Origin of the sequence: Novosphingobium sp. (assembly GCF_036803765.1) — a bacterium.
Lineage (GTDB): Bacteria > Pseudomonadota > Alphaproteobacteria > Sphingomonadales > Sphingomonadaceae > Novosphingobium.
Map to the genome: position 1 here is coordinate 65760 of NZ_DAIRTS010000009.1, position 12164 is coordinate 77923.

A 12164-nucleotide genomic window follows, 5' to 3' on the forward strand; every position below is an offset into this window, starting at 1 on the left:
ACAGATTTATGACGTCAGCCCATGAGGACGATGCCGCCCGGCAGTTCGCGCACGCCAAGGTGCAGGAGCTGCTGGATCTGGGCGACCGCATTCTCGATCTGGTCGGTGTGGAAGATGCCATTGACCTGCCGCCGGCCGATATCGTTGCTGGTGAGGATGATCCTGGCGCTGCGATAGCGATTGATGTCCTCTACCGCCTCGGCGAGCGGCGTATTGCGGAAGACGAGCAATCCTTGCCGCCACCCGGAAATGCGTTCCGGATCGACCCGCACGACCCTGGTCTCGCCCGATGGCGATGCGACGAGCTGTTCACCGGGTCTGAGGTCTTGCGAACCACCACCACTTTCCCGCGTGATCGCGCCGGAGAGGCAGGTCACACAGGTTTCGCGCTCACTCGTGCGGATATTGAAGGTCCCTCCCTGCGAGGCGAAGTGTTCGCCGCCTGCTCGGGCCAGGAACGGCCGCGCGGTCTCGGGGAGGTCGACAAAAGCCTCGCCGCTGACGAGGCTGATGCCATGGCCGTCATTGATGACCGACAGGGCGGACCGCGCGTTCAAGTCGATGCTGGCGCCGCCCGCGAGTTTGACGTCGCGGCGCTCTCCCTGTCCGGTGCGATAGTCGGCGGTCAGCTCGGCGAAGGAAGGCCAGAGCCCGAGTGGTGGATTTGCGACCATGACGGCGGCGGCGGAGGCGGCGATTGCGCCCGATCCGGCGAGCATGGCACGCCGGTTCATGAGCACGGGCCGCGGACGGGGCCGGATCGGCGTCACATTGGCGGCACGCAGGGCGGCCGGGTGCGACAGGTTCATCGCGCGCACGGTTTTGCGGAACGTGGCGGCTTCGCGGAAAGCCTCTTCATGGGCTGCCCCTTGTGCGCGCCAGGCCTCGAACTCACGCGCGTCGGCGGTCGTGGCGCTCCCCGAGGTCAGGCGCACGAGCCATTGCAACGCCTCCTTCATCAGGGGGTCGAGATCGTCGTTCAAGGCGTCGTTCTGGTTCATGGATGCCGTGCGGCTCCGCAGTACGGGGGTGTCATTCGTCCTCTCCCTCCTCTGATGACAATTTTGAAAGGCCGGTCGCGAACGATTTTCGCTTGGCCATGCGCTTTGCGCAGTGCTCGACCGCGCGTTGAAGCTCCTTCTGAACCGTGCGCAGGGTAACGCCGTAACGCTCCGCGAGCGCCTGATGGCTCTCATTGCCCATGAAGCTTTCGTAGAAGATGTCCTGCTGTCGCTCGGTCAGCTCGGCGAGCGCTTCCTGCATGCGGGCGATCTCGCGGCGATCGCCCGCGATGATGTCCGGTCCGGGCGCATCGTGGACTGCATCGACCAGATTCGAAATGTCAGTGAAGTCGAGCAGCCGTTCCCGCGAGGTCAGGATGTTCCTGGCCCTGTTGGCGATTGCACGGGTCAGATAGGAGGCGGGATCGCGGGCGGCGCCGAGATCCCGGGGCTGCTGGAGCCGCAGCCAGGTGTCATGGAGCGCGTCCTCGACGAGGTCCGGTGCGAAGCTGCGCGACAGCTTCGCCTTCAGTTCCGCATAGCGGTCCTGCAAAGCGCGCATCAACTGGTGCCGTGTCGCTTGCGACACGGGCGATTCCTCGACCGGATCGCTCCGGCCACCAGGGCGCGACTCGGTGCTCATGGTTGAGACCGATCGTCCCGCGTTCGGGAAGGACGCGAAAGCGGAGATGCTGTCGATTCCAGCACAATCTGCGTTCGCAGGATCTGAGGGCTGATCCCGGTCACCGCGCGGAGACCTCGAACCAGACGGGCTGCGGCAGATCCTCGGGCGGCGGGACGGGCATTCGCGCGCCGTCGAGAACCAGGCGAATATCCCTGTCGAGTTTCTCGTCGCCGCTGGAATGGATGATCGTCGGGCGCCGAACCAACCCGGCAGGATCGATCTCGACCGTCAGGCGCACGCGAAATGGCCGGGCGCTGGTGCGTGGATCATTTTGCAGCCGCTGGTTGATCGCCGCCTGGACTGTGCGGCCGAAGGGTCCGAAGCGCGCTCGCGACGATGTACCGATCATCGGTGGAGCGGTGACCCGAAGCGTATCGAGAACGAGACGGGGCGTACCTTCTGCCTTGACCCAGGCATCCATGCCGGGCTCGGGCGGGCGTTCGGGGGGAAAGACCAGCACCGCGTTGAGGCTGGTGAACCGGAAGGACAGCCCGGTGCCCTCAAGCATGGCGGCGATCGCCTCGCGCTCGGTGAAGCGGCCGGCGATGGCGTGGGACCGCTTCCCATCGACGACGCCATTCTCGTAGAGGATGTCGATCCGGCTCACGGTGCCCAGTTCCGTGAGGGCGCGATCGAGCGGCTTTGCCGCAATATCGTAGCGCCGACGATCCGATGTGGACGGGGCATCGGCCTGCTGCGCGGATGCGGGAGAGGCAAACGGCCAGGCTGCGGCGAGCAGCGCACACAAAAGGCCCACGCGAAAGGAGGAGGCCATTCGCCGACTGATCGGTGTGACGCGCGCATCATGATCAGCCACGGTGCCGCCGGCGGGAGATGGCGCGGATGAGCAGCGGGAACATAGGATGGCGGCGCGGCGGCATTCATCCGATCCTGAATTCGATCGGGACCGTGATATCGATCTGCGATGGCAGGCTGGCCGGTATGGGCGGCAGTGGGGCCGCACGGCGCACGGCCGCCGCTGCCTCTGTATCGAGCGAGGCCGTTCCGGAGCCGCGCTCGATCCAGACGCGCAAGACCTTGCCATCGCGATCGAGAAGGAAGCGGACCCAGGTCGTTCCCTCTTTCCGATCGAGCCGTGCGTCCTCGGGATATTGGCGGTAACGGGCGATATGCGCGAGCAGCAAGTCGCGATACTGGAGGGCGGTCGCGCCCGAGAGATCAGCGCTCGTCTGCCCCGGTTCCTGTGCATTCGTCGCCGTCGGCGCCGAGCGTGAACCGCCGGGGCTGAGCGGGTCGGGCACGCTGCTTTTCAGTTGCTTGGGAGGGCGAGCCATCGGATCGGGCTCGGTGCTTTGGCTCAGGACAAGAGGCGAGGAAAGCGGCTGGTTCGCGATGTCGCCGTCGGTGCCTCGATCTAGTGGCAACAGTTCAACGACAAGCACGCGTTCAGCCTGACCCCGCACGCGCGAACGCCCGCCGTCGCCGAACGGCGGGTTCAGCAGGAACAGGAAAGCCATCAGCGCTGCATGGACAAGCAGCGACAGGATGATCGCGAAGAGCCGGGACGATAGGATTTCTAGCATCGCCCCGCCGCGCGGATGAAGGTCGTCATGGCGATGTTGCACAAGGGGCCACCCGAGCGCCCGGATAAGCGACTAACGTGACACTTCTGCTGCGGGTGCTGCGGATTGCGCAATTCCGTGACTTGCGCGTGGCTTGTACCAGCGCTCGACAAGAAAATGCAGGCCCCTCGCATTTTTGCGTTCGCGATCGCGCTTCGCCGGCTGTCGGACTTTTGTAGGCCGATGACATGGGGACGGTTTTGCAAACGGGCATGCTGGAAAGAAGCGAAGTCGAACCCAGGGCGCGCGTGCGACGCACGCCCCTCGCGGACGGCTGCGCGTATCTGCGTGCCGTGCCTGGCGACGACGGTCGTGTGCGGCAACGCCTTAAGGTCGGCCGCGTCGAGGTCGATATCCGCCGTTTCCCGACGCAGCGTCCGGTTTCGATCACACCGACCGAGGCCATGGTGCATGTCGTCGTGCCGATCGCCGGCCAGGCGATCGTCGTCGGCAACGGGGGAAGCGCCACGCTGAAGCCGGGCAAGGCATTTTTGCTTGGCAGCGCCGAGAAGACCACCTGCGTCTTTGTCGCCGGCGCGCGTGCGCTCCTGTTGCATGTTCCCCGCGCCTCGGTTCAGGCGGTCGCCTCGCGGCACTTTGGCGACGCGCGCAGGCTGGCGGCGATCGACTGCATGTTCGACCTCGGTTACGATACGATGGACGGCGGACGCCTCTCGGTACGATCCGAGAGACGCATCCTCGACGCCATGATCGATAGTCTGCGCGCCAGCGAGCAGGCCGTTGCCATATTCCCGTTGGCGCGATCGGTTCAGCGCGCTGTCGACCATCTTCGCGCGAACCCGGTGCTTGCCTGGTCGATCGATGATCTTTCGGCGGTGGCCGGCGTCACGCCCGGCACGCTGCGCCGCAATTTCACGGCATGTCTTGGCATGTCGGTGACGCAGCTCGTTTTGCAACTGCGGATCGAGTGGGTTCGGGATCGCCTCGAGAGTGAGACGGAAAGCCGGTCGATCGGCGACCTTTCGGTCGCTGCCGGGTTCGGTGCGTCGGGCATGCTCAACCGCACATATCAGCGTCATTTTGGAGAAACGCCAAGCCAAACGCGTACGCGCGCGTTCCGGTCGCGACGCGGCTGACATCACCCTCCGATTCGAGGGTTTAAAGTTATAAAACCCGTCCAGAAATATATTCTGGGCGACAAATGGCGCATTCATAAAATATATATGGGAAGTGTTTTGCATAAAATGGCTTGAATCCGCCTTGATTCGCTTAATTTATGTTCTCGATATATCAGTATGCTTTGTAACACAACTTTCATACAGTTTGTACTGTATTATACGAAGCGACATTGGCGGAGTATTTATCCTTGAGAGCCTCCGCCTCGTTCCCCTAACAGGCATCCGTCAACGGGCGCTGCGCTGCAGCATTCGAGTCTTCGAAGGCCCGTATTTGAGACGCGAGTGACCGTGCGCCGTCCGGCTTCATGCCGTGGCGGCGCTTCTGGCGGGGGGTGTAGTTTTGAAGTTCGAGAGACTGAGCTGGCGGCTTGCGCCGAGCGGGACCGCGCTTGTGCTCGCGCTATCGTCGATGGCGACGCCATCCTATGCGCAGGAAGCATCAGGCGTCGCGCCCGCGAGCCGCTTCGATATCCGCGCCTTCCAGGTGAAGGGCAATAGGCTGCTACCGCCCGATACGGTCGAGCGTGCGGTCTATCCCTATTTGGGGCCGGACAAGAGCGAGGCCGATGTCGAGGCGGCGCGCGCGGCGCTTCAAAAGGCGTTCGAGGAACGCGGCTATGTGGCGGTGTCGGTGTTCCTGCCCGAGCAGTCGGTCGAGGGCGGCGTGCTCAAGCTCGAGGTGCAGCCCCAGGCAATCGGCAAGGTCGTGGTCGAAGGCGCAAGCAAGCCCGAGGCGGTACGCGAGCAGGCCACCTCCCTGACACCTGGGCAAACGCCGAACCTGCAACAGTTCCAGCGCGACGTGATCGCGATGAACCAGAAGCCAAGCCGCAAGGTGACGCCCGAACTACGCGCGGGCGAGGCGCCGGGCACGCTCGACGTGCTGCTCAAGGTCACGGAAAGCTCGCCGTTCCACGCCTCGGCCGAACTCAACAATTTCTCCAGTGCAGCGACGACCGACCTGCGAGCTGCCGCAACCGTCCGCTACGACGATATGTGGGGCCGTGGCGACTCGCTCTCGGTCTCCGCGCAGACCGCGCCGCGGCGCACCGACGATGCCACGGTGTTCTCGGCCAATTACCTGATGCGCCTCGGCACCGGCACGCAGCTCCTGCTCTACGGCGTCCATTCCGACAGCGACATTGCGGTGATCGGCGGCACCAGCGTGATCGGCAAGGGCAATATGGCGGGGCTGCGGCTGATCCGCTCGCTCGGCTCCTATGAGGGATTCTACCATTCGCTGACCGTCGGGTTCGACTGGAAGCATTTCAAGGAAGACGTATTGCTCGGCTCGGACCGGGCAGCGGCGCCGATCGAATACTTCCCGATCACGGCGTCCTGGCGCGGCGACTGGACCGGCGACAAGCGCGACAGCGACCTCACGCTCTCGACCACCTTCGGTCTGCGCGGCCTCGGCGATGGCTGGGAGCGGTTCGACGCCAAGCGCTACATGGCGCGGCCGAGCTTTTTCATCGTCAAGCTCGAGGGCAGCCATACGCGCGATGTCCTGTCAGGCTTCCAATATTATGGCCATGTCAGCGGCCAATGGGCGGGCACCCCGCTCATCTCCAACGAGCAGTTCTCGCTGGGCGGCATGCAATCCGTGCGCGGCTATTATGAGAGCGCGGCACTGGGCGACTGGGGCTTCGCGATTCAGCAGGAACTGCGCTCGCCCGAACTGGGCTCGCTGCTCGGCGGCATCGCCGACGAGTTGCGCGTCCATGCCTTCTACGATGTCGGCCTTGCCGGCATCAACCAGCCGCTGCCGGCCCAGAAGGACTATTTCCGGGCGATGAGCGTCGGACTCGGCGCCCGCGTCAAGCTCCTCTCCTATCTGCATGGCGCGATCGACGCCGGCACCCCGCTCATCTCCACTTCCGACAGCAAGTCGGGAGACGTCTTCATCCGCTTCCGCATCTGGGGGGAATTCTAACCATGTCAGTCTTTGCACGTCTCAAGAAGGGCGTGGCCGGAACGCTCCTGGCCGCTGCCGCCACTGTTGCCTTCGCCTCGCCCGCCCATGCTTGGTGGGAGGCGGGTTACAGCTATCGCACGAAGATCAACCTCAACACCCAGGCCGCTGGCGTGACCGGCGAGGTCGCGCGTGCGCCGGTGCTGATCCGTCTGCATAGCGGCAACTTCAGCTTCAAGGATGTGAAGGCGGACGGCTCGGACCTGCGCTTCGTCGCGGGCGATGACCGGACCCCGCTCAAGTTCCACATCGAGAAGTGGGCGCCCAAGGAAGAGCAGGCGCTGGTTTGGGTCGACGTGCAGGGCCTCGCCCCCGGTCAGACCTCGGCGATCTATGCCTATTATGGCAGCAAGGACGCCAAGCCCGGCCAGGACGTCGCCGGCACCTTCGGTCCCGACTACCGTCTGGTTTATCACTTCAACGACGAAGGCTCCGCCAAGGACGCCACGTCGAACGGCAACAACGCCACGGGAGCCGCCGGTCGCGACGCGGGCGGCCTGATCGGATCGAGTCTCGTCCTCGACGGGACCACCCCAGTCGGCCTGCCTGCGGCGGCGTTCGCTAACGGCCCGCTCTCCATCAGCTTCTGGGTAAAGCCCAAGGGCGACGGCACGATCTTCAGCCTGCCGGGCGCTGTAAGCCTCATAGCCCAAGGCGGTCAGCTGTTCATCGACCAGGGCGGCGCCCGCTCGGCTGGCGCGGCGCTCGGCGCCGACGCCTGGGTCAATGTCGCTCTCGTCAACGATGGCAGCAAGTCCATCCTCTACATCAACGGTCAGCCTGCGGGCGAAGTCGCCGGCGCGCTGGCGGCCGCCAGCGGTGCTCCCGTTCTCGGCCAGGGCTTTGCCGGTGAGGTCGACGAGTTCCGCGTGGCCGGCACCGCGCTGCCGCAGGCGGCGTTCCAGCTTGCCGCCGCCAGCGAAGGCCAGGCCTCGAAGCTCGTCACCACCGACACCGCGCAACAGGTCGAGACCGGCGGCAGCGGCCATTTCGGGGTGCTGTTCAAGGCGCTGACCTTCGACGCCTGGGTGGTCATCCTCATCTGCGCCTTCATGCTGCTGGTCGCGGTTGCGATCATGATCACCAAGGGCCTGCTGATCGGCCGGGTGCGCTCGGCGAACGAAGCCTTCCTCGATGCCTATAATGCCCAGGCACGCCGGGCCGGCGACCATGACGGGCTTCCCGCGTTCGATCCAGGCGCCACGGCGGCGGACTCCACCCTTGGACGGCTCTACAATATCGGTCGGCGCGAGCTGACCGAGCGCCTGAAGGAAGGCCGGGCCACCGGCAGCCGGTTCGCGATCCGCGCCCAGTCGATCGCCGCGATCCGCTCCGCTCTGGACGCTGGCCGCGTGCGCGAAGGCCAGAAGCTCAACGCGCGCCTCGTGCTCTTGACCATCGCTATCTCGGGCGGCCCGTTCATCGGCCTCCTCGGCACTGTGCTCGGCGTCATGATCACCTTCGCCTCGGTCGCGGCCGCTGGTGAAGTGAACATCAACGCCATCGCACCCGGCATCGCAGCGGCTCTCCTCGCGACGGTCGCGGGCCTCGCGGTCGCGATCCCGGCGCTGTTCGGCTACAACTATCTGCTCAGCCGCATCGAAGAGATCACCGCCGACCACGATATCTTCGTGGACGAGCTGGAGAAGCGCATCGCCGAGACCTGGCAGGATGTTCCCGCAGCGGCCCAGGCCGCCTGAGCCTCACGAACTGACAGGAGGCTCAAGCCATGGGCATACAGGTAGGCGGTCCGAAGAAGCCGTATAACGAGATCAACATCACCCCGTTCGTCGACGTGGTGCTGGTGCTGCTCATCATCTTCATCCTGATGACGACGGCGGCGGTCCAGGGGATCAAGGTCGATCTCCCCAGCGCCTCCTCGGCCAAGACGTTGGAGGCGCAGAAGAGCCGGGTGATCGCGGTCAGCAATGACGGCACGGTGTCGATCGACGCCATCCCGGTGTCGATGAGCGAACTGGAGAGCCAGCTGCGTTCCTCGATCGCCACCACCCCCGACCTCGCTGTCATCCTGCGCGGCGACCGTGCCGTCCAGTACGACAAGGTCATGCAGGTGCTCGACCTGTGCTCGAAGGTCGGCGTCCCCAGCCTCGGCATGGCGTCCACGCGCCCTCCGGGCGGCGGCCAGTGAAGCGGGAGGGGGCGATGACCGATGTTCTCCTTCTCCCGATGGCGGCGCAGCGGCCGCGCCTGGCTCCTGCTGGTGCTGCTCCTGCTGCTGATCGCGGCGATCGCGGTTCTGCTTGGATCGGCACGTGCGCTTCCGATCGCGGCGGGAACGGCATCCGATCAAGCGGACTCAACATGATGATGGAGGCGGTTCGTCTCGGTCTCGACCTGTCCGGCTGGAATGCCGACTGGACCGGCGTGCGCCTGTTCCTCGATGGTCTGGGCCATGAGCGCTGTGCATCGATGGGGGCGCTGTGATGGCGGCCGCGTCCTTCATGGTGCCCGATGGTCGGCGCCGCCGCAAATCGCCCGTCACCTTCGGCCGTGTGCTTGTGGTGGTCGGTGCCGGCCTGGTGATCGCGGTCGTCTGGAACATGCTCAGCTGGCAGTCGGTCTCCGACCGGCCCAATGAGATGAAGACAACGGCAGTGATCCTGCCGCCGCCACCACCTCCACCACCGCCGCCCAAGCCGGAGGTGGTCGAGCAGCCGCCCGAGCCAAAGTTGGCCCCGCCGCTGGAAAAGCCGCTCGACACCCCGCCGCCGCCGCAGGCGAACAACGATCCCGCGCCCGGCGACAGCGCGCTCAGCGCCCGCGAGGGCGCCGGCCCATCCAATTACGGCCTCGCGCGCGGCAACGGTTCGGGGACGATGATCGGCACCCGGGCTGGCAGCGGCGGCGACAATGGCTTTGGCGCCTATGCCAGCCTTGCCACCGCCGCAATCCGGCTCGCTGCCCAGTCCGACCGTGAGCTGGCGCGCGGCCGCTACACCGTTCGCCTGATCGTCTCGGTCGATGCCGAGGGCCGGATCACTGATGTGCGCGTGGTCGACGGGTCGGGCGACAGCCGCCGCGACGACCGGCTCACTCGCCTGCTCAGCGGCCTTCAGCTTTCACGGCGTCCGCCGCCCGGCCTGCCGGTGATGCGGATCGAACTCAACTCGCGCCCCGGAGCCTGACGCTCGTGTCCGTTCAGCCTGCCGACGCATCAACGCCCATGGGGGACAGAAACATGCAAAGCCGCCATCTTCACGACCATCTTCATCTTCGCCTCAAACCTGCGCTGCTGGCCTGCGCTGCCGGTCTTGCAGTCATGGCAACGCCCGCCTTCGCCCAGCAGGTAGACAGCAACAAGCTGCTCGAGATCATGGTCGCCAAGGGGCTGGTGACCCGGGCTGAGGCCGATGCGATGATTGGCGAGGCGAGCAGCAGGTCCGCCCCGCAGGCGCAGGCCCCGATCCAGGGCGGTGTCGCCGCGGATGGCACCCAGACCATTCCCTATGTACCGCAGGTGGTGCGCGACCAGATCACCGAGCAGGTCAAGAGCCAGCTTGCCAGTCAGGCGCAGGCCGAGGGCTGGTCGAAGCCCGGCGAGACGCCCGAATGGACCCGCCGCATCACGCTTTATGGCGACGTGCGCGCGCGCTTCGAGCCGCGCTTCTTCGACAAGGGCAATGCCGACATCTTCCCCAATTACAGCGCGATCAATTCAGGATCGGCGCAGAACATCAACGACAAGACTGCGGGCTATGTGCCGCCGGCCTTTCTCAACACACTGGAGAACCGCCAGCGCACCCAGTTGCGCGCGCGCCTTGGCCTGCGCGCGCAGGTCTCCGACTGGATCAGCGCCAATGTCCGGATCGCCACCGGCAACGATCGCTCGCCGGTCTCGACCAACCAGACATTGGGCGCCTTCGGGGGCGGCGGCTATGAGGTCTGGCTCGACCGCGCCTCGATCCGCCTGACGCCGGTCAAGGACGTCAACATCGACCTCGGCCGGTTCGGCAATCCCTTCTTCACCACCGATCTGCTGTTCGATCCCGACATGGGCTTTGACGGCATTGCGGTGACGGGTCGCAAGTCGGTCAATGACCGCATTGCCTTCTTCGGTACGGCGGGCGCGTTCCCGGTGTTTAACACCGACCTCAATTTCGGGTCGCGCAACGCACCTTCGGCGCCGGACAGCGGCGCCGACACCTATCCGGGCATCCGCGGTCCCTATAAGAGCCAGGATCGCTATCTGTTCGCGGCGCAAGCGGGCGTCGAGTTCAAACCGGTCGACAAAGTGACGGCGCGGCTTGCCGGCGCCTATTTCCACTATGACAACATCCAGGGCAAATTGTCGGCGCCCTGCCAATATTATGAGGTGGTCTGCTCGACCGATGCGACGCGGCCGGCTTTCCAGCAGTTCGGCAACACGCTTTTCCCGATCCGCAACGTGATCCCCGATCCGCTCGATCCGGTGGGCAGCCCCGAGAACCAGTATTTTGGCCTCGCCTCGAAGTTCCGCGTGCTCAACGTCCATGCGGCGGTCGATTTCGAGCCGTCGAGCAAGTTTGGAATGAGGCTCGAAGGCGACTTCGTGAAGAATCTCGGCTGGGACCGTAATCTCCTGCGCGGCACCTATACTCAGACCGGGGGCTGGAGCGGCCGGGCGATCAACAATCTGGGCTCCGCGATCCGCGTACCCGATCCCAAGGACTCGACCAAGACGATTCTCCAGCCCGGCGGCTATGAGGGCGGAAATACCGGCTGGCAGGCTCGCCTGACGGTCGGCAGCGCGCTCTCCCTCAGCGCGGACGGTGACTGGACGGTCAAGCGCGGGGGCTGGAACCTGATCCTCGCCTATCGTCGTCTCGAAAGCGACGCGGTGGTCGATGCGTTCGCGGACTCCGACTTCGGACTTGGCGGCACCAATGTGAAGGGCTGGTATCTCGGCGGCAACTACGCGATTGGCCGCAACACCATGCTCGGCGCGCGCTGGGTTTCGTCCGACGAGATCGCCGGGCCGCCGCTGTCGGTCGATCGGCTGTTCCTCGATCTTGTGACCCGGTTCTGAGCCGAGGCCATGTCGACTAAGACGCGCCTCATCGTTTCTGCCTGGCTGCGGCCGATCACACGCGCAGACAGGTATTGGCGCCCGGTTCCGCCCGTCACATCCCTCAGCGGGCGGGGCCGGTCGTCGAGGGGCGTCGTCCCTGTTTCGCAAATCCAGTTCCTCCGGCGAGCCGGCGCCGGAGTCCGGCCATTGCGTTCGACCCTTGCGGAATGGCCGGCGTTGCGCCCGGCCGGCGCGGGTGCACGGCGGCTCCCTGCGTGCGCCCGCGTCCTGACCGGTCTGTCCGCCCTCCTTATCGCTGCAGCGGGTCTGAACCCGGCCGCGTATGGCCAGACCGCGGATACCCCGGCCAAGGTGCCCATGACCATCGGCGGTGACGCGCCAAAGCCGTTGGCGGATGGCCCATGTGTGACCGTGGAGATCGGCGGCTATCGCGCTGGTCATCTCGATTGCGCGAGCCGACGGCTCGAAGAAGCTGCGCGCGCAGCGCAGGCACAGGCCCGCGCCGCAATCGACGCGCCGGTGATCGACGCCACCTCGGCCGATGTTCGCACCGGCGTCGCCAACCAGACCGCCACTCGCCAGCGCATGGGCAACACGTTCGGCACCTCGGTCTATCCCCAGCGCCCCAATACTGTGCCGCCCGCGCCGCGGCCGGGAGGGCGGCCATGACCTTCGATCCGCCGTGCGCGCCGGCTCCGGCCGGACATGCCGTCAACCCAAAATCCGATCATGATGCCGCCAGCAGCGCGGCCGCC

At 65.6% G+C, this 12164-nt stretch carries 12 protein-coding genes; 8 read left to right on the forward strand and 4 right to left on the reverse strand.

The window, feature by feature from the left end:
• Nucleotides 1-14 precede the first annotated feature (14 nt).
• The 4 genes from V7Q48_RS08175 to V7Q48_RS08190 all read right to left on the reverse strand — a co-directional run bounded on the left by V7Q48_RS08175 (nt 15) and on the right by V7Q48_RS08190 (nt 3230).
• Nucleotides 15-1001: a FecR family protein gene (locus V7Q48_RS08175; RefSeq protein ID WP_333837436.1), complete on the reverse strand. Its 987-nt coding sequence runs from the start codon at nt 999-1001 to the stop codon at nt 15-17.
• A gap of 31 nt (nt 1002-1032) precedes the next feature.
• A complete protein-coding gene (locus V7Q48_RS08180) occupies nt 1033-1644 on the reverse strand; it encodes an RNA polymerase sigma factor (protein ID WP_333837437.1) in 612 nt (203 codons plus the stop codon).
• A gap of 100 nt (nt 1645-1744) precedes the next feature.
• Nucleotides 1745-2503: a TonB family protein gene (locus tag V7Q48_RS08185; RefSeq protein WP_333837438.1), complete on the reverse strand. Its 759-nt coding sequence runs from the start codon at nt 2501-2503 to the stop codon at nt 1745-1747.
• 64 nt (nt 2504-2567) lie between these two features.
• The gene (locus tag V7Q48_RS08190; protein WP_333837439.1) at nt 2568-3230 is read right to left on the reverse strand and encodes an energy transducer TonB family protein; all 663 of its coding nucleotides are present in this window, start codon (nt 3228-3230) and stop codon (nt 2568-2570) included.
• A 251-nt stretch (nt 3231-3481) separates the two neighbouring features.
• Here V7Q48_RS08190 and V7Q48_RS08195 point away from each other — a divergent pair, with 251 nt between their 5' ends.
• From V7Q48_RS08195 to V7Q48_RS08230, 8 genes are all read left to right on the forward strand, one after another.
• Nucleotides 3482-4366: an AraC family transcriptional regulator gene (locus V7Q48_RS08195; protein ID WP_333837440.1), complete on the forward strand. Its 885-nt coding sequence runs from the start codon at nt 3482-3484 to the stop codon at nt 4364-4366.
• Between the two features lie 382 nt (nt 4367-4748).
• Nucleotides 4749-6341, forward strand: coding sequence for a ShlB/FhaC/HecB family hemolysin secretion/activation protein (locus tag V7Q48_RS08200; protein WP_333837441.1), 1593 nt, complete (start codon nt 4749-4751; stop codon nt 6339-6341).
• Nucleotides 6342-6343: 2 nt separating this feature from the next.
• Nucleotides 6344-8080 carry a DUF2341 domain-containing protein gene (locus V7Q48_RS08205; protein WP_333837442.1) on the forward strand — a complete coding sequence of 579 codons (1737 nt, stop codon included), beginning with the start codon at nt 6344-6346 and terminating at the stop codon, nt 8078-8080.
• A gap of 29 nt (nt 8081-8109) precedes the next feature.
• On the forward strand, nt 8110-8529 hold the full coding sequence (locus V7Q48_RS08210) for an ExbD/TolR family protein (RefSeq protein ID WP_333837443.1): 420 nt from the start codon (nt 8110-8112) through the stop codon (nt 8527-8529).
• Nucleotides 8530-8543: 14 nt separating this feature from the next.
• Nucleotides 8544-8825, forward strand: a complete 282-nt coding sequence (locus V7Q48_RS08215; protein WP_333837444.1) for a hypothetical protein — start codon at nt 8544-8546, stop codon at nt 8823-8825.
• Complete coding sequence (locus V7Q48_RS08220; RefSeq protein ID WP_333837445.1) at nt 8825-9526, forward strand: TonB-dependent receptor; 702 nt, start codon at nt 8825-8827, stop codon at nt 9524-9526. The genes V7Q48_RS08215 and V7Q48_RS08220 overlap by 1 nt, the downstream gene beginning before the upstream one ends.
• A 134-nt stretch (nt 9527-9660) precedes the next feature.
• Nucleotides 9661-11406 carry a putative porin gene (locus V7Q48_RS08225; protein ID WP_333837446.1) on the forward strand — a complete coding sequence of 582 codons (1746 nt, stop codon included), beginning with the start codon at nt 9661-9663 and terminating at the stop codon, nt 11404-11406.
• Between the two features lie 360 nt (nt 11407-11766).
• Nucleotides 11767-12078 (forward strand): hypothetical protein, encoded by a 312-nt coding sequence (locus V7Q48_RS08230; protein WP_333837447.1) that lies wholly within the window; start codon nt 11767-11769, stop codon nt 12076-12078.
• The last annotated feature ends 86 nt before the right edge of the window (nt 12079-12164 follow it).